Below are 18,158 nucleotides of genomic sequence, written 5' to 3'. Positions count from 1 at the left end.
GACGTGATGGCACGCAGACAGGTGAACACCAAGCAGGAAGCGGGCTGGCTCTGGATGCCGTTGATCCTCGGCTTGATCATCGGCGTGACCGTGGCGGCGATGACCGACCAATGGTGGTGGTCGACGGTCGGAGCGCTGGCCGGTGCGGCGGTCGGCGCGATCGGCGCAGGCAAGCTGCGCCGCAAACGCTAGCCCGCGTCGGGGATTTCCCGGTCGATCTCGTCGAGCCACACCCGCGCCGACATATCCGACGGCGCGCGCCAGTCCCCGCGCGGCGACAGCGAACCGCCGTGAGACACCTTGGGCCCGTTGGGCACTGCTGACCGCTTGAACTGTGCGAACGAGTAGAAGCGCTGGGCGAACACCTGCAGCCAGTGCCGGATCTCCTTGAGCGAGTATGACGGTCGCTTTTCTTCCGGGAACCCCGCCGGCCAGTCACCGCGGTCGACATCGCTCCACGCATGCCACGCCAGAAACGCCACCTTCGACGGCCGGAACCCGTACCGCAGCACCTGGAACAACGAAAAGTCTTGCAGCGCATATGGTCCGATCTTGGCTTCGCTGCTCTGGATCTCTTCGTCCTCGCCGGTGGGCACCAGCTCCGGGGTGATTTCGGTGTCCAGCACCGACTGCAGCACCTCGTTGACCTCGTTATGGAACTGCCCCGAGACGACCACCCAGCGGATCAGGTGCTGGATCAGCGTCTTGGGCACCCCACCGTTGACGTTGTAGTGCGACATCTGGTCACCGACGCCGTAGGTGGACCAGCCCAGTGCGAGCTCAGACAGATCGCCGGTGCCTAGTACGATGCCGCCGCGCTGGTTGGCCAGCCGGAACAGGTAGTCGGTGCGCAGCCCGGCCTGCACGTTCTCGAACGTGACATCATAGACCGGCTCACCGCGCGAGAACGGATGCTCGATTTCCTTGAGCATCAGCTCGGCGGTGTCGGAGATGTCGAGTTCGGCGAACGTCACGCCAAGGGCTTCGGCGAGCCGCACCGCGTTGCCCTTGGTGCGGTCCCCTGTCGCGAAACCCGGCATGGTGAACGCGAGGATGTCGCTGCGCGGCCGCTCTTCTCGATCCATCGCCCGCGCGGCGACGATCAGCGCGTGAGTGGAGTCCAGCCCGCCGGACACGCCGAGCACGATCTTCGGATAGTCCAGGGCCCGCAGGCGCTGTTCGAGCCCGGACACCTGGATGCTGTAGGCCTCGTAGCAATCCTGTTCCAGGCGTTCGGGATCCGACGGCACGAACGGGAACCGCTCGACCTGGCGGTGCAGCCCGATGTCGCCCGAGGGCGGGTCGAGTTGAAACTCGATGCGCCGGAACGTGTCCGGGCTGATGCCGTGGTGAATGCGGTTGTCGTCGAAGGTGCCCATCCGCAGCCGCTCGTTCCGCAGCAGCTCGAGGTCAACGTCGGCGACCGAGCGTCGCTCCCCCTTCGGGAACCGTTCGGACTGCGCCAGACACACCCCGTTCTCCCAGATCATCGTCTGACCGTCCCAGGCCAGATCGGTAGTGGACTCGCCCTCACCGGCCGCAGCGTAGACGTAGGCGGCCAGACACCGCGCCGACGCCGAACGGGCCAGCAGACAACGGTCCTCGGCACGTCCGACCGTGATCGGGCTGCCGGACAGGTTGGCCAGCACCGTCGCACCGGCTAGCGCGGCCTGCGCGCTGGGTGGGATCGGCATGAACATGTCCTCGCAGATCTCGACGTGCAGCACGAACCCGGGCATGTCGACGGCGGTGAACAACAGGTCGGGTCCGAACGGCACGTCCGTATCGCCCATTCGGATCGCGCCGCGCACGTCGTCGCCGGGGGCCATCTGGCGGCGTTCGTAGAACTCGCGGTAGGTGGGCAGATACGACTTCGGGGCAACGCCGAGCACCTGGCCGCGGTGGATGACCACGGCGGTGTTGTAGACCCGGTGCGCGTACCGCAGCGGCGCGCCGATGACCAGCACCGGCATCAGATCGGCGGATGCCCGCACGACGTCGAGCAACGCGTCTTCGACGGCGTCGAGCAGGGCGTCCTGCAGCACGATGTCCTCGATCGAATACCCCGACAGCGTCAGCTCCGGAAACACCGCGAGCGCGACGCTGTCGTCGTGGCAGGCGCGGGCCAGCCGCAGCACCGACTCCGCGTTGGCCTGCGGATCCGCGAGCGCGGTGTGGTGTGTGCAGGCGGCGACGCGGACGAAACCCTGGCGGTACGCCGAGTAGAAATCCATGCCTCATTGTTGCCCGAAAACAGAACGGGGTATGCAAGAGCCCATGAGTGACACCGCTGTGCTGGTCATCGACATGATGAACTCCTACCGGCATCCCGATGCCGAGAAGCTGACCCCACACGTCGCGGAGATCATCGATCCGCTGGCCGATCTGGTCTCGCGGGCCCGGGAACGCGACGACGTCGAGCTCATCTACGTCAACGACAACTACGGCGATTTCAGCGCTGAGTTCAGCGACATCGTGTCATCGGCGCTGCAAGGTGACCGTCCCGACCTGGTCGAGCCGATCGTCCCGCAGAAGGGCTGCCGGTTGATGACCAAGGTGCGCCACAGCGCGTTCTACGCCACCTCGCTGGCGTATCTGTTGAACCAGCTCAGGCCGCGGCGGGTGATCCTCACCGGCCAGGTCACCGAGCAGTGCATCCTCTACACGGCGCTGGACGCCTACGTCCGGCACTTCCCCGTCGTCGTCCCGCCCGATGCGGTGGCCCACATCGAGCCCGAACTCAGCGATGCGGCGCTGACCATGATGAGCAGCAACATGAGCGCCGAGATCATCCCGGCGGCGCGCTGCCTGAGCTGAGCCGAGAGGTTTCTGTCACCTGACAGAAACCTTGGTCGCACACTGTTAACCGAACCGACGGCATCGGTTACCTCACCGCAACCACCTCCGCGCGGGTGCCGCGAAAACTGTCGAGCGACAGAAAGTCCGCCACCTCGCCGGAGAGTAGATGGTTCGCACCGAAAGCCCACCAGCCCACGCGTCCGACACGGCCACCACGTCCGGCGCCCGTGCGCACGCGCGGGCACAGCACGGCCGCAGCGCCGAGTTCATGCGCCACGTTCCTGCCGCCACGGCACCCACGGCACCGGCCGACGTGCCCGCCGAGCAGCTGACGTGGTCGGAAACCGTTGCGCCGGGCGGATACACCACCGCCGTTCTATCCCGTGGCACCCGGATACGGCTGACCGACCGTGACGGCGACGCGTGCGCGCACCTGCTGCTGCACCGCGCGGACGCTCCGCACGAACGCCTTAACGTCGCCGACACCGTCAAAGTGCCCTGGCAGGCCTACCTCGGCGTCGGTCACCCGCTGCTCAGCGGCTTCGGCCGGGTGCTGGCCACCGTCGTGGCCGACACCTCGAGCAGTCATGACGCGCTGACCGGAACCACCACGCGGGCAGGCAATCTGGCCCGTTACGGCGCCGCAGCACCGGAGTCGCCGTCGCCCGCCGGCCGCGAACTGTTCACAGTGGCCGCCCTCAAGCACGGCCTGGACCGCCGTGACCTGCCCCCGTCGGTGTCGTTCTTCAAGGGCGTGCGCGTGCAGCCCGACGGGGCGTTCCGGTGGCTTGGTTCGGCCGGCGCCGGAACCGCCGTCGACCTGCTGCTGCACGTCGACGCGATCGTGTTGCTGGCCAACACCGCCCACCCCCTCGATCCGCGGCCGGAGTTCACGTGTTCCGCGCTGCTGGTATACGCGTGGCCGGCGGCCGCGGAGCTGGACCGGCTCGCCGCGGGCCAGCTGGTCGGGCCCCTGAATCCCGAACATCGCCAGGCCGTGAGCAACACCGACACCGATCTCATCGCGAGAGGACAGCTGTGACAACCACTTCCGCTCCGACCGTCGAGCCGCTGGTGGCCGGCGAGGTAATTCTGGACCAGGTGGTGCCTGCACGCTCGCCGTGGTCGGCGGTAATCGCCGCCGGCGACGTGTTGACCATCGTCGACCTTGCGGGCAATCAGGCCGTGGACTGCCTGCTGTACGCGGCCGCCGACACCGGCGTCCGGTATTCGGCGCCGGAAACCATTCGGCGCCAAGGCCGGATCACGTTGACCACCGGATCGGTGTTGCGCGCCGACACCGGCGACGCGTTGATGACCGTCGTGGCCGACGAGGTCGGTGCGCACGACACGCTGGGCGGTGCCTGCTCGAAGGAGGCCAACACGCTGCGCTACGGGCAGCACACCCGTGCCCAGCACGGCTGCATGGAGAACTTCCTGCTCGAAGGTGCCCGCTGGGGGCTGACCGCGCGCGACCTGGCCTCCAACATCAACTGGTTCATGAACGTGCCCGTCGACGCCGACGGCGCGCTGGGCATCGTCGACGGGCTGTCCGCCCCAGGCAAACGCGTGGCCGTGCGCGCCGACGTCGACACGCTGGTGCTGGTGTCGAACTGCCCGCAGATCAACAACCCGTGCAACGCCTTTGACCCCACACCGGTCCGGATGATCGTCACCCGCCCGGCGGGCAGCGCATGACGGCCACGGTGCTGATCGCCAACCGCGGCGAGATCGCCGTGCGGTTGATCCACGCCGCCCGCTCGCTCGGGCTGCGTTCGGTGGCGGTGTTCTCCGACGCCGACCGCGGCGCGCCCCATGTCATGCTCGCCGAGGAAGCGGTGCGCATCGGTCCGCCACCGCCGCGCGAAAGCTACCTGCGCGCCGACGCGATCCTGGCCGCTGCCGCGGCGACCGGTGCCACGATGATCCACCCGGGCTACGGATTCCTCTCCGAGGACGCCGACTTCGCCTCGGCCGTCGAAGCCGCAGGTTTGGTGTTCGCCGGCCCTACCCCGGGTCAGTTGCGCCGGTTCGGGACCAAACACACCGCGCGCGCGGCCGCCGAAGCCGCCGGCGTGCCGGTGTTCGCGGGCTCGGGTCTGCTCGACGACCTCGACGCCGCGCTCGCAAGCGCCGAACGGATCGGCTATCCGGTGATGCTCAAGGCCACCGGCGGGGGCGGCGGCATCGGTATGCGGGTCTGCCGCGACGCCGACGACCTGCGCGCGGCCTATCGGTCGGTCAACGCGCAGGCCGAGCGCAACTTCGCCGCGACGGGTGTGTTCGTCGAGCGCTACGTCGAGAACGCCCGCCACGTCGAGGTGCAGATCTTCGGCGACGGCGCCGGACAGGTGGTGTCGCTGGGCGACCGCGACTGTTCGCTGCAGCGCAGGCACCAGAAGGTCATCGAGGAGGCGCCCGCCCCGGCGCTGCCCGACGAGGTGCGCGAGCGCCTGCACGCCTCGTCACGGGCGCTGGCGGCCGCGGTGGGCTACCGGTCGGCGGGCACCGTCGAGTTCGTCTACGACCCGATCCGCCGCGAGGCGTCGTTTCTGGAGGTTAACGCCCGCCTGCAGGTCGAGCACCCGGTCACCGAGGCGGTCACCGGGGTGGATCTGGCCGCGTGGATGCTGCGCCTGGCGCTGGGCGACACCACGATGTTCGACGACTACCCCGACGCGGTGGTTCCGGTTGCCGGCCACGCCGTGGAGGCGCGCATCTACGCCGAGGACCCGAACCACGACCATCGCCCGAGCGTGGGCACGCTCAGCGCCGTCCGATTTCCCGCCGGCGTGCGCGTGGACACCTGGGTGTCGGACGGCACCGAGGTCACCGCGGCCTACGATCCGATGCTGGCCAAGGTCGTCACCGTCGGCGCCGACCGCGACGACGCGTGGAGCCGCCTCGGCGCCGCCCTGGCCGACACCCGGATGTACGGCATCGAGACGAACCTCGGACTGCTGTGTGCGGCAATCGATCACGACGCTGTCCGGGCAGCCCGGCACAGCACCGCGACGCTCGCCGCGATCACCGACGCCCGGCCGCGGATCACCGTCGAGCGGGCGGGCCTGATGACCACCGTGCAGGACGTGCCCGGCCGGATCGGGCTGTGGCGGGTCGGGGTGCCGCCGAGCGGCCCGATGGACGACCTGTCGTTCCGACTGGGCAACCGCGCCCTGGGAAACGACGAGGATGCCGCGGGGCTGGAGTGCACGGCATCCGGACCGGCGCTGCGGTTCACCCGCCCGACCACGGTGTGTGTGACCGGCGCGGAGTGTCTGGTCACCCTCGACGGTGCACCGGCGCCGATGTGGGAACCCGTCGAGGTGCCCGCGGGCGGCGTGCTCGACGTCGGTGAGGCCGCGGTGGGTCTGCGCACCTACGTGCTGTTCGCGGGCGGGCTCGACGTGCCGACCTATCTGGGCAGCGCCGCCACCTTCACCCTCGGGCGCTTCGGCGGCCACGCCGGCCGCGAGCTGATCGCCGGAGATGTGTTGCGCACCGGGGCCGCCGGTCCCGACACCGCCTCTTGTCCCGGCGCGGGACCGGTGCCGCCGGAGGTGCGTCCCGCGCTCACCGGCGAGTGGGAGCTCGCCGTCACCGAGGGCCCGCACGGCGCTCCGGAGTTCTTCACCCGCGCCGACATGGACACCTTGTTCGAGGCGTCCTACCGGGTGCACTTCAACTCGGCGCGCACCGGGGTGCGGCTGGAGGGCCCCAAGCCGGAATGGGCGCGCCCGGACGGCGGCGAAGCCGGACTGCACCCGTCGAACATTCACGACACCGCCTATTCGGTGGGTGCGCTGGACTTCACCGGGGACACGCCGATCCTGCTCGGGCCCGACGGCCCCAGCCTGGGCGGGTTCGTGTGCCCAATCACGGTGACCGCCGCCGACCGCTGGAAGCTGGGCCAGCTGCGGCCCGGCGACACGGTGCGGTTCGTGCCGGTGCGTGCGGCACACGCGCCGTCGCGCCGCGAACTCGGCATCGCCCGCGGCGCCGCCACCCCGGTGGTACCGCGCGCCGGCGGCGATGGCGACGACGGGGCGCTCGCGCGTCGGGAGGGCGTCGACGGCGCCCCGGCGGTGACCTACCGCCGCAGCGGCGACGACAACGTCCTCGTCGAGTACGGCGACATCGTCTTGGATCTCGCGCTGCGCGCCCGAGTGCACGCGCTGCACACCCGCCTCGACGGCAGCACTGACGGGATTCTTGACATCACCCCCGGCATCCGGTCGCTGCAGGTGCACGTCGACCCCGACGTGCTGCCGATCCCGAAACTGCTGGCCCTGCTGGCCGAGATCGAGGACGACCTGCCCGCGTCGTCGCAGCTCGTGGTGCCCAGCCGGCTGGTGCGCCTGCCGCTGTCCTGGGACGACCCCGCCACCCGCGAGGCGATCGCCCGCTACAGCTCGGGGGTGCGCGACGACGCGCCGTGGTGCCCGTCGAACATCGAATTCATCCGGCGCATCAACGGATTGGCCAGCCACGACGAGGTCCGCGACATCGTGTTCGACGCGCAGTATCTCACCCTCGGTCTCGGCGACGTCTACCTCGGTGCGCCGGTGGCCACACCGCTGGATCCGCGCCACCGCCTGGTCACCACCAAGTACAACCCGGCACGCACCTGGACGGCGGAGAACTCCGTGGGCATCGGCGGGGCGTATCTGTGCATCTACGGCATGGAGGGGCCCGGCGGATACCAGTTCGTCGGCCGCACCACCCAGGTGTGGAGCAGCCACCGGCACCGAGGCGCGTTCGACTCCGAACATCCTTGGCTGCTGCGGTTTTTCGACCGGATCTCGTGGTATCCGGTGTCGGCCGAGGAGTTGCTGGACCTGCGCGCCGACATCGCGGCGGGCCGGGGCACGGTCGACATCACCGACGGCACGTTCTCGCTCGCCGAACACGAGCGGTTCGTGTCCGACCACGCCGATGCCATCGCGGCGTTCCGGGGCCGGCAGGCCGGCGCGTTCGCTGCCGAGCGCGCGGCGTGGGCGGCCGCAGGCGAATTCGACCGCGCCGAGCGCGCCGCCTCCCACTTGGCCGCGCAACCCGTGGCGGAGCTGATGCTCGACGACGGTGAGCAGCGCGTCGACGCGCCGTTCTCGTCGAGCGTGTGGAAGGTCGACGTCGCCGTCGGCCAGCGCGTGGTGGCGGGGCAGCCGCTGCTGGCGCTGGAGGCGATGAAGATGGAGACGGTGCTGCGCGCCCCGTTCGACGGGGTGGTGACCAAGATCCTGGTCTCCGCAGGCCATCTCGTCGACGGCGGCGCGCCGCTCGTCGTCGTCGGCCCCGGGGATCGTCGATGACCCCGGCGACGGGCGCGGTCGAGCGGGTCCGTGCCGCCTACGCCGCGATCGACGACGCCGACCGCCCGGACATCTGGATCGCGTTGCGCCCCTTGGCCGACGCGCTGGCCGATGCGATGGCGATCGACGCTGCCGTGCGCGGCGGGACCGCGCTGCCGCTGGCCGGGCTGGTGGCGGCGGTGAAGAACAACATCGACGTCGCCGGCATCCCGACCACGGCGGGCTGTCCGACGTTCGCCACCGGCCCCGCGGTCGCCCATGCCCCCGCGGTGGCGCGGCTGCGCGAGGCGGGGGCGGTGGTGATCGGCACGACCAACCTCGATCAGTTCGCCACCGGGCTGGTCGGCACCCGGAGCCCCTACGGCGCGGTGCGCGACGCCCGCCGCTCCGAATACATCTCCGGCGGTTCGAGTTCGGGCTCGGCCGTCGCGGTGGCGCTGGGCCTGGTGGACGTCGCGTTGGGCACCGACACCGCGGGCTCCGGGCGGGTGCCCGCCGCGCTGCAGGGCATCGTCGGCGTCAAACCCACGATCGGCGTGGTGCCGACCGAGGGTGTGGTGCCGGCCTGCCGCTCCTACGACTGCGTCACGGTGTTCGCCCGCGACCTCGACACCGCCGACACCGCGATGGGTGTACTGGCCGGCGGCGCCCGCGATTTCCCGCCCGACGCGCCGCTGGCCGCACCCCCGGACCTCCGGGTGGCGGTGCCCCGCGAGCTGCCCGAACTGGCGCCGCAGTGGCGAGCACCCTTCCGTCAAACCTGTGAACGCCTGGCGCGCAACGGTGTGCGGCTCGTCGAGATCGACCTCGCCCCGTTTCTGCGCGCGGCGCGGCTGCTCTACGACGGCGCGCTGGTCGCCGAACGCCACGAGGCGGTGGGGGCGTTCGTCGACGAGCGCCTGGGTGTCGGCGACGAGACCGTGGACCCGACGGTGGGAAGGATCATCGCCGCCGCGGGGTCGGTGTCCGCCACTGCGCTGCTTCGCGATCGGCTCACCTTGGCCGCGCTGACCGCCGCCGCGCTGGCCGAGCTCGGGGACTGCCACGCCCTGTTGGTTCCGACCACCACCGACCACCCCACCATCGCCGAGGTCGACACCGACCCGGTCGGGGTGAACTCCCGGCTCGGCACCTACACCAACTTCTGCAACCTGATGGACCTGTGCGGGGTCGCCGTCCCGTGCGGAACCGCCTCCGACGGCGCGCAGTTCGGCGTCACCGTGCTGGCCCGCGCCGGCGCCGACGCGCTCGCCCTCGATGTGGCGCGGCTGATCTGCGCACCGTGTGCCGCGGTGCCGACGGTTCCGTGGCCCGCACGCGCGGGCCTGGCGATTACCCGCCTCTTCGTCGTCGGCGCCCATCTGCGCGGACATCCGCTGGCGCACCAGCTCGAGCAGCGCGGCGCACGGTGGTGCGGCCCCGCCGCGACCACCCCCGCCTACCGACTGGCGCGGTTGAACACCGAACCAGCCAAACCCGGGCTCGTTCGAATCGACGACGGCGGCATGGAGATTCGCGGCGAACTGTGGCTGATCGGCACCGCCATGCTTGGTGACTTCCTGGCCGCACTGCCCGCGCCCATGTCGCTGGGGCCGGTCACCCTGTCCGACGGCACCGAGGCCGTCGGGTTCGGCTGCACCCTGCAGGCCTGGCAGGACGGCGAGGACATCAGCCATCACGGCGACTGGCCGGGTTACCTGCGCAGGGTCACCGCGGGCGTCGCGGCGAGCCGCTCGGACGTGGTGCGCCGCTGCTGGCGTCGCAGGGCGCTCGCGGCGCCCGGACATGCCCTCGACACCGCCACCGACGTCGAGTGGCTGCAGGGCGACGACCTCTATGTCGACCTTCGCATCCCGGCCGACATGGCGCCGATCGCGGCCAGGTCGCTGAGCGGGCTCACCCGGGACGACCTGCTCGCGCTGTGCGCCGTCGAAGCGTTCGCCGGGCGCCTGGTCGACGACGGCGGCGACTGGACGTGGACGCGCACGATCGATCTGCATCCGGCCGAACCGCTACCCGATCGGGGTCGGCTGCACTTCGCCGACGGTGTCCTCGTCGAAACCGGTGTCGGGCGCGACTATCACGAGGACTGGGTCCCGGCGCGACCGTCACCCGATGCGGCGCATGTGGAGTTGGCGCTAAATGACCCCGACGGGCGACGCGGCATGTTGCTGCGCGTCGGTCACCGATTCGGCTACGTGCGCGACCGCGCACCCGATGTGGTGATCCCATCCGGGACCGCGCTGCGCGACGCCGTCGCCGCCGCGGACCTGCCGCGCGCCCGGACCCTGCTGGACCTGGAGGTCTCGCTGGGCATCGTGGACGGCGACCGCTGGCGAATCACCCGGTCCACCTTACCGTTTCGGGTCGGTGACGACCTGAGTCCCGAGCTGACCGACGATGCGGTCAGCGTCGGCGCCCGCGACCCCGACGGCCGGCCGGCGCGGCATCGGTGGGCCGTGGCACGACATCACTCCGACCAGTTGCTGGCCCGTTAGGACGCTCTATGACAACAACATTCACCGACGTGCCGGTGCTCGACATCGCCGCGCTGTTCGACGAGGCCGGATCCGGCTACCAGGACACGGTGCATGCCCTGGGCGACGCCGCCCGGCGGGTCGGTTTCGCGCAGATCGTCGGCCACGGCGTGGATCCGGCGTTGTTCGCCGCCCTGCTCGACCGCACCCGCGCGTTCTTCGCCCAGCCCGACGAGGAGAAACGCCGGGTGTACATCGGCCGGTCGAGCAACCACCGAGGCTACGTGCCGCCGGGCGAGGAGATCTTCGCCGAGGGCAGCTACGACACCAAGGAGGCGTTCGACGTGGCGTTCGAGCTGCCGGCCGACGATCCCCGCTACCTGGCCGGCCATCCCCTGCTCGGACCCAATCAGTGGCCCCGGCTGACGGGCTTCCGCGAGGCCGTAACCTCCTGGTACAACGCGGTTTTTGCGCTCTCTCGGGCGCTGTTGCGGGCGTTCGCGGTCGCGCTCGGCGAGCCCGCGGACCGCTTCGAGCGGCACGTGACCGCACCGCCGTCGCAGCTGCGGCTGCTGCACTACCCCTACGATCCCGACGCCGCCGACCGACCCGGCATCGGCGCCCACACCGACTACGAGTGCTTCACGCTGCTGCGGCCGACCGCGACGGGCCTGGAGGTTCTCAACGCGGCCGGCGAGTGGATCGACGTGCCGCTCATCGACGACGCGTTCGTCGTCAACATCGGTGACCTGCTGGAGATCTGGACCAACGGCGAGTTCGTCGCCACCACCCACCGAGTCCGCAGGGTCGCCGAGGAGCGGTACTCGTTCCCGCTGTTCGTCAACGTCGACCACGACACCGTCGTCGCTCCCCTGCCCGCGTTCGTGCGCGACGGCCAACCGGCGATGTCGCCCGTGATCGCCGGGGAGCACCTGTTCGCCCAGACCGCGCAGAGCTTCCGCTATCTAAAAGAACGCCTGGCCCGGGGGGAGGTGAACCTGCCCGACGACGCCCGCCCGCTCGCCAGCTTCGGACGCAAACCACTGAGCACCAACGCATCACACTGACGACCCGTCACTCCGGCATCGGCGCCGGAACTCCCCAACCATCCCACCGTCGTTTGGAGTTCCGCCATGATCATCACCGGCGTTGCCCTTTTCATGCTTGTCCTCACCGTCAGCGGGGTGATCTCCGCGCGGCGGGTGCGCGGTGACACCGCCAACTATCTGGTCGCCGGGCGCACGCTGCCCGCGGTTCTGGTCGCCGCCGTGCTCATCGCGCAGCCCGTCGATTCCAACGCCACCATCGGCAACGCCGACCTGTCGGCCACCTTCGGTTTCTGGGCCGGCGCGGCGCTGCCGATCGGCTTGGCGCTGTGCCTGTTTCTGATGGGATTGTTCTTCGCCAAACGGTTGCGTGCCACCAGCGTGGTGACCTTGCCGGAGTACTTCCGCAACCGCTTCGGCCGCGGCATCGAAACGGTGTCGTCGTGTCTGACGGTCGGCAGCTTCGCGATCCTGTTGGCCGGCAACCTCGTTGCGCTGGGCTTTCTACTGGAACGCTTCCTCGGCGTGTCCTACACCCTCGGCATCATGATCACCATCCCGCTGGCGCTGCTCTACACCATCACCGGCGGCATGTTCGCCAGCGTCTACACCGGCGTCGCCCAGGTGATCGTCAACGTCATCGCGGTGTTCTCACTGGTGATCTGGGTGGCGACCACACACGGGTTCAGCGCACCGGAGGGCCTGGGCGCCGGTGACCTCAACCAGCTCACCTCCGCCGAGTCCGGTGCGGTGATCAACTGGGCCACCATCATCGCGTTGGCGCTGGGCAACCTGGTCGCGATCGACTTGATGCAGCGCGTCTTCTCGGCGCGCAGCCCGGGTGCGGCGCAGCAGGCCTGTTTCACCGCGGCCGCAGGCATTCTGGTGCTGTGCATTCCGTTGTCGTTCGTGGCGCTCGCGGCGGTCGGCATCGTCGGCGACGCCGCCGGTGACGGCCCGATCCTCTACACGCTGCTGGGCCAGTTCGCGCCGACGTGGCTGGCGATCATCGTCATCTCCGGGCTGCTGGCGGCGACGCTGACCACCGTCAGCGGGATCCTGCTGTCGACGGCATCGGTGGTGGTGCGCAACGTGTTCCGCATCGATGAGCACGCCACCGTGATGACCCCGCGGATCCTGCGGGCCACCCGGTGGTGGACCCTGCCGATGGCGGCGCTGGCAGCCGTTGTGGCGCTGCGGGTTCCGCAGACCGGGATCCTGCTCACGTTGTCGTTCGACCTGCTGCTGGCCAGTCTCGTGGTGCCGTTCATCCTCGGGCTGTACTGGTCGCGGGGCGGAGCCGCGGCCGCGACCGCGGCGATCGTGGTGGGCGGCGCGGTGCGGCTGAGTTTCTTCGTGCTCAGCCCGACCATCTACGGGGTCGACAACACGCTGCTGTACTTCCCCAACGAGTGGGTGTCGACAGCGGTCGACGGCTGGTCCACCCTGCTGGCCGGGGCCGCATCCCTGGTGGCCTACGTGGTGGTGGCGCTGATGACGACGCGTCCGGTTGCGCCGGCCGAGCCGGCCACCGCGGTCGAGACGACGCCCGCCACGCTCACGGCGGCCCAGCCCTGACACGCGTGAACACCGTGGGTGCGCACGCGTCGGACCCGCCCGGCTGGCAGGATCGACGCGTGCACACCACCGGGGGCGGACGTCCCCGACTCGAGGAGCGCAAGCGGCCGGGTGACACCGCCCGCGACGAGGTGCTGGACGCCGCGGCGGAGTTGTTCACGACACTGGGGGTGGCGGCGACGTCGACCCGCCAGATCGCCGAGGCGGTCGGCATCCGGCAGGCGTCGCTGTATCACCATTTCCGCACCAAGGACGACATCCTGGCGGCGCTGCTGCACGGCACCGTGGCGTCGTCGTTGGCCGCCGCGCAGCGCCTGCTGGACCGCCAGGAGCCGGCCGCGGTGCTGCTGCACGCGTTCACGTACCTCGACGGCCGGCTGCTGTGGGACAGCCCGTGGAACCTCGGCATCCTGTATCTGCTGCCCGAGGTCCGCGCCCCGCGTTTCGACGAATTCCACCGGCAGCGCGGCCAGTTGCGGCAGGCGTATCACACGCTGGTGCATCGCGTGCTCGACGGTCGACAGCGCTGCGCCGACGCGTTCGACGTCGGCGTCGACGAGGATGTGGTGTTCCGGCTGGTCGAGTCGCTGCCGAACATGCGGGCCGACGGGATGGGTGAACCGGATCAGCCGCAACGCACCGCCGATTTGGCGCTGCATGTGCTGGGCTGGCGTGGGGACTGGCCCGCGCTGCGCGCGGCCTCCCAAGCGGTCGCCGACGCGATCGGCTGATTCTTTTCTCGCCCACAGGGGCAAACGGGCGGGAACGTGCGAGGTAGATCCGTCGAACGTCGATCTCGGCGCTCGGCGGCGGAGCGGGCCCGTGGCCGCTAGCGGACCTCGGCCAACAGCTCGTCACACGCGCGCTCACACCGGCGGCAGACGTCGGCACAGATCCGGCAGTGCTCGTGGTGTTCGGCGTGGCTGCCGCATTCGTCGGCACACGTGCGGCAGGCGGTCACACAAGACTTCAGCACATCGGCGGTGAGGTGGGCGTCGTAACCGGTTTGCCGCGACAGAACCCGGGCGGTGGCCGCACAGATGTCTGCGCAGTCGGAGTTGGTGCGGATGCACCTGGTCAGATGCGCGACCGACGCTTCACCGAGGCAGGCGTCGGCGCATGCGGTACACGCCTGCGCACACTCCACACAGGCCGCTATAGCAGCCGCGAGTTTTCCGCGGTCGATACCGCCCAGATCCTGCGGGTAGGTCTCGAGCATCCTGCCGGCCACATCCATGGTCTCCTCCTCGACTCTGGGCGCTTGCCCGTCGCTTACCCGCCGGCCGCGGCCGAAAACAGGTGCCTGGTCGACGCCGGCCAGCGCCGATCCGTCACCGGCCTGCTCGGCCGAGATGACGCTGAGCGAACCGTCCGTCTCGAGCACCACGGCGGCGACGTCGGCGACATCACCACGACCCGACGCGCGTACCGCCTGCCGCACCTCATCAGCGCTCACCCGCTGCCCGCGCAGCGCCGACTCCCGAAACCGCCCGCTGGACAGCAGCAGCGTCGGCGTCGACTTCAGCGCCATCCGGCCGACCCGCGCACGGGAGGAGATCAGCGCCGCAGCGAACTGCAGGGCCACCAGAAGTGCCAGCGCCGTCACGCCCTCGACATACGACACCTCGGAGCTGAGCAGAATCGTCGCCAGCGTGGACCCGACCGCGACCGTGACGACGAGATCAAAGGCGTTGAGTTTGGCGAGCGTGCGCTTTCCCGAAATGCGAAGCAGCACAATCAATGTACCGTAGGCGGCCGCACCGATCACCAGCACTCTCGCGGCATCCGCCCAACCGTCGAACCACACCCTGTCATTCCTCCCGGGTCAATGGCACCGGCCGGCCTCGTTCCGTCACAACAGCCGGCGCGAACACGCGAACTCCTACCCAATGGCAGCGGCAACAAACCGCATGGGCTTCGGACGTTTGACGAAGCAACGGCTGGGTACGGCTTCGGCGATGAGCCACTCGAACCACCGTTCCCCGTCACGATCGGCGGCGTCACACGTTCCTGCGAGGCGAAATGAGCAGCGGTAAACGCGATCGCATCGCCGAGCCGTGGGGCACGCGAATGCCCTACGCCAAGGGCGCGCGGTGGCCGCAGCGCGTCGACATGTACCTCGCCGACGGGCTGGATTCGGATTCGGTCGACCGTTGGGTGCAGTCGGCCTCGGTGCTGCACTCCAACGGTGACGGGCTCGACATCGCGGTCAAGGACGGCCGCATCGTCGGGGTGCGGGGGCGCGCCGACGATCGGGTCAACCACGGGCGGGTGGACACCAAGGACCTGTTCGGCTGGCAGGCCAATGCGTCGGCCGACCGCCTGACGACGCCGCTGATCCGCCGCAACGGGCGGCTGGTCGAAACCGATTGGGACACCGCCATGAACGCGGTCGTGCAAAAGACCCACGGCCTGCTCGACACATTTGGCCCTGGCTCCATCGGCTTCTACACCAGCGGCCAGCTGTTCCTCGAGGAGTACTACACGCTCGGGGTCATCGCCCACGGGGCGATCGGCACCAACCACGTCGACGGCAACACCCGGCTGTGCACCGCCACCGCCGCCGAGGCGCTCAAGGAGTCCTTCGGCTGCGACGGTCAGCCCGGCTCCTACACCGACGTCGACCACGCCGACGTCATCGCGTTGTTCGGGCACAACGTCGCCGAGACCCAGAGCGTGCTGTGGATGCGGATGCTGGACCGGTTGGCCGGCGAGGACCCGCCCGCGATCGTCTGCGTCGATCCGCGAGACACCGAGGTGGCCCGCCACGCGACGGTGCACCTCGCCCCGCTGCCGGGCACCAACGTGGCGTTGATGAACGGCCTGTTGCACGAGATCGTGCGCAACGGGTGGGTGGATGACGCCTACGTCGACCAGCACGCCGTCGGTTTCGAGGAGTTGAAGAAGCGGGTGGCCGAGTTCCCACCGGAACGCGTCGCCCAGATCTGCGCCGTACCGGCCGCCGACGTGCAGGCGGCAGCGCGGCTGCTCGGCACCGCGACCGCGCTGCTGTCGACGGTGCTGCAGGGCTTCTATCAATCCCATCAGGCGACGGCGGCCGCGGTGCAGGTCAACAACATCCACATCGTGCGCGGCATGCTGGGCCGGCCGGGGTGCGGCCTGCTGCAGATGAACGGCCAACCGACCGCGGAGAACACCAGGGAGTGCGGTGCCGACGGTGACCTAGCCGGTTTCCGCAACTGGTCCAACGACTCCCACATCGCCGAGCTCGCCGAGCTGTGGAACATCGACCAGATGCAGATCCCGCACTACGCGCCTCCGACGCACGCGATGCAGATGTTCAGGTACGCCGAGCAGGGCACGCTTCGCATGTTGTGGGTCAGCGCCACCAACCCCGCGGTGTCACTACCTGAATTGGCAAGGATCCGAAGCATTCTGGGTCAGGACCGGCTGTTCCTCGTGGTGCAGGACATCTACCCGACCGAGACGACCGAGCTCGCCGACGTGGTGTTGCCCGCCGCCGCCTGGGGTGAGAAGACCGGCACGTTCACCAACGCCGACCGCACCGTGCACCTGTCCGAGAAAGCTGTAGAACCACCCGGGCAGGCCCGTCCGGATCTCGACATCTTCCTGGATTTCGCGCGCCGCATGGGATTTCGGGACAACGACGGTGCCCCGCTGCCGCCCTTCAGCGACGCGGAGTCGGCGTTCGAAGCGTGGACGAAGTGCAGCGCCGGGCGGCCGTGCGACTACACCGGCTTGAGCTATGCGAAGCTGCGTGATTCGGCCGGAATCCAGTGGCCGTGCAACGACGATCGGCCCGACGGCACCGAACGGCTGTACTCCGACGCGAAGTTCTGGGCGGACCCGGACTACTGCGAGGCCTACGGCAAGGATCTGATCACCGGCGCGCCGCTGGAACCCACCGAATACCGGGCGATGAACCCGTTCGGCAAGGCGATTCTCAAAGCCGCCGAATACATTCCGCTGCACGAGCCACCGTCGGACGACTATCCGTTCGTGCTGATCACCGGTCGTACCCTGTATCACTTCCACACCCGCACGAAGACCGCCCGCTCACCGCAACTGCAGGCGGCCGCACCCGAACCGTGGGTAGAGATGTCGGCCGCCGACACCCGGAGGTTGGGAATCGCCGAGGGTGACGTCGTCGAAGTGAGGACCCCGCGCGGCGCGGTCACCGCGGCGTGCCGGATCAGCGGTATCCGCGACGGCGTGGTGTTCGTTCCGTTCCACTACGGCTACTGGGACGTCGACGGCCCCGCACGTCAGCGGGCCGCCAACGAGTTGACGATCACCGACTGGGATCCGGTGTCCAAACAGCCCATCTACAAGACCGCGGCGGCCAAGGTCGCCCGGGTCGGCCAAGGCGGCGCGCCGGCACCGGCACCGACCACCGCCGCGTCGGCACCGGTGTCTGCCGCCGTCGATGCGACTACCGGAGGCGCGGCGGCGCAGGTATCGGAATCTACGGAGACACCATGAAACTTGGTTTGGCGCTACGCGAGTTGCACCGCTCGGAGTTGCGGGTGGCCCGCGCACTGGATGCGATCGCCGCCCGCCACCACGACGATCACGCCATCTTCTATGTGGCACAAGACCTTGCCCGCTGGTCCAAAGAGCATGTCGCGCTGGTGGCGCAAACGGGTCGGCGCTACGACGTTCGGCTCAGGGAACATCCCCGCACGGTGGCTCTCACCGGCGCCGCGCAGCAGTGGATCAGCGACCGCGTCGGTCGCCGCCCCGAACCCGCCCTGCTGCTGCTCGCCGACCTGCGCCGCCTGCACCGGCTGGCAGCCGGTGTATCGCTCGACTGGGAACTGCTGGCCCAAGGCGCCCAGGCCGCCAAGGACCAGCGGCTGCTGGAGTTGACCCAACGCTGCCATCCGCAGGCGCTGCGGCAGATGCGCTGGGCGAACGCGATGCTCAAAGAGCTCTCACCCCAGGCGTTGATGAACTGAGCCGTA

The 18,158-nt window shown here is 69.7% G+C and carries 13 protein-coding genes and 1 pseudogene; 11 read left to right on the top strand and 3 right to left on the bottom strand.

The annotated features are described in order from the left end of the window. Positions 1 to 6 precede the first annotated feature (6 nt). Positions 7 to 192, top strand: a complete 186-nt coding sequence (locus ABQF13_RS20510; RefSeq protein ID WP_448394619.1) for a hypothetical protein — start codon at positions 7 to 9, stop codon at positions 190 to 192. Here the strand turns inward: ABQF13_RS20510 and ABQF13_RS20505 are convergent. Beyond that, positions 189 to 2,234 (bottom strand): NAD(+) synthase, encoded by a 2,046-nt coding sequence (locus tag ABQF13_RS20505; RefSeq protein WP_448394618.1) that lies wholly within the window; start codon positions 2,232 to 2,234, stop codon positions 189 to 191. The two genes, ABQF13_RS20510 and ABQF13_RS20505, sit on opposite strands and share 4 nt — an antisense overlap. A 43-nt stretch (positions 2,235 to 2,277) precedes the next feature. Between ABQF13_RS20505 and ABQF13_RS20500 the strand changes: the two genes are divergently transcribed. The 8 genes from ABQF13_RS20500 (at position 2,278) to ABQF13_RS20465 (ending at position 13,943) form a co-directional block, all read left to right on the top strand. Beyond that, positions 2,278 to 2,817 carry a cysteine hydrolase family protein gene (locus ABQF13_RS20500; RefSeq protein WP_448394617.1) on the top strand — a complete coding sequence of 180 codons (540 nt, stop codon included), beginning with the start codon at positions 2,278 to 2,280 and terminating at the stop codon, positions 2,815 to 2,817. Positions 2,818 to 2,965: 148 nt separating this feature from the next. Continuing rightward, positions 2,966 to 3,841: an urea amidolyase associated protein UAAP1 gene (locus tag ABQF13_RS20495; RefSeq protein WP_448394616.1), complete on the top strand. Its 876-nt coding sequence runs from the start codon at positions 2,966 to 2,968 to the stop codon at positions 3,839 to 3,841. After that, a complete protein-coding gene (locus ABQF13_RS20490; RefSeq protein ID WP_448394615.1) occupies positions 3,838 to 4,497 on the top strand; it encodes an urea amidolyase associated protein UAAP2 in 660 nt (219 codons plus the stop codon). Before ABQF13_RS20495 ends, ABQF13_RS20490 begins: the two co-directional genes overlap by 4 nt. After that, positions 4,494 to 8,111: an urea carboxylase gene (gene uca, locus ABQF13_RS20485; protein ID WP_448394614.1), complete on the top strand. Its 3,618-nt coding sequence runs from the start codon at positions 4,494 to 4,496 to the stop codon at positions 8,109 to 8,111. Before ABQF13_RS20490 ends, uca begins: the two co-directional genes overlap by 4 nt. Further along, positions 8,108 to 10,609: an allophanate hydrolase gene (gene atzF / locus ABQF13_RS20480; protein ID WP_448394613.1), complete on the top strand. Its 2,502-nt coding sequence runs from the start codon at positions 8,108 to 8,110 to the stop codon at positions 10,607 to 10,609. Before uca ends, atzF begins: the two co-directional genes overlap by 4 nt. 8 nt (positions 10,610 to 10,617) lie before the next feature. After that, the gene (locus ABQF13_RS20475) at positions 10,618 to 11,655 is read left to right on the top strand and encodes an isopenicillin N synthase family dioxygenase (RefSeq protein WP_448394612.1); all 1,038 of its coding nucleotides are present in this window, start codon (positions 10,618 to 10,620) and stop codon (positions 11,653 to 11,655) included. 66 nt (positions 11,656 to 11,721) lie between these two features. After that, positions 11,722 to 13,212 (top strand): high affinity choline transporter 1, encoded by a 1,491-nt coding sequence (locus ABQF13_RS20470; RefSeq protein WP_448394611.1) that lies wholly within the window; start codon positions 11,722 to 11,724, stop codon positions 13,210 to 13,212. A gap of 14 nt (positions 13,213 to 13,226) precedes the next feature. After that, complete coding sequence (locus ABQF13_RS20465; RefSeq protein ID WP_448394676.1) at positions 13,227 to 13,943, top strand: TetR/AcrR family transcriptional regulator; 717 nt, start codon at positions 13,227 to 13,229, stop codon at positions 13,941 to 13,943. 98 nt (positions 13,944 to 14,041) lie between these two features. On the opposite strand, the gene ABQF13_RS20460 is transcribed toward ABQF13_RS20465, so the two are convergent. Both ABQF13_RS20460 and ABQF13_RS20455 read right to left on the bottom strand, forming a co-directional pair. Continuing rightward, positions 14,042 to 14,449, bottom strand: coding sequence for a four-helix bundle copper-binding protein (locus ABQF13_RS20460; RefSeq protein WP_448394675.1), 408 nt, complete (start codon positions 14,447 to 14,449; stop codon positions 14,042 to 14,044). Positions 14,450 to 14,518: 69 nt separating this feature from the next. After that, positions 14,519 to 15,019: pseudogene (locus ABQF13_RS20455) on the bottom strand (DUF421 domain-containing protein); the annotation flags it as partial. Positions 15,020 to 15,234: 215 nt separating this feature from the next. Between ABQF13_RS20455 and ABQF13_RS20450 the strand changes: the two are divergent. Together ABQF13_RS20450 and ABQF13_RS20445 are read left to right on the top strand one after the other, a co-directional pair. Continuing rightward, positions 15,235 to 17,676 (top strand): molybdopterin oxidoreductase family protein, encoded by a 2,442-nt coding sequence (locus ABQF13_RS20450; RefSeq protein WP_448394610.1) that lies wholly within the window; start codon positions 15,235 to 15,237, stop codon positions 17,674 to 17,676. Next, the gene (locus ABQF13_RS20445; RefSeq protein WP_448394609.1) at positions 17,673 to 18,152 is read left to right on the top strand and encodes a hypothetical protein; all 480 of its coding nucleotides are present in this window, start codon (positions 17,673 to 17,675) and stop codon (positions 18,150 to 18,152) included. Before ABQF13_RS20450 ends, ABQF13_RS20445 begins: the two co-directional genes overlap by 4 nt. The last annotated feature ends 6 nt before the right edge of the window (positions 18,153 to 18,158 follow it).

The sequence above is a fragment of the Mycolicibacterium sp. XJ879 genome (genome assembly GCF_053483935.1).
The sequence above is the reverse complement of the archived record's forward strand: the minus strand, read 5'-3'. Positions and strand labels throughout refer to the sequence as shown.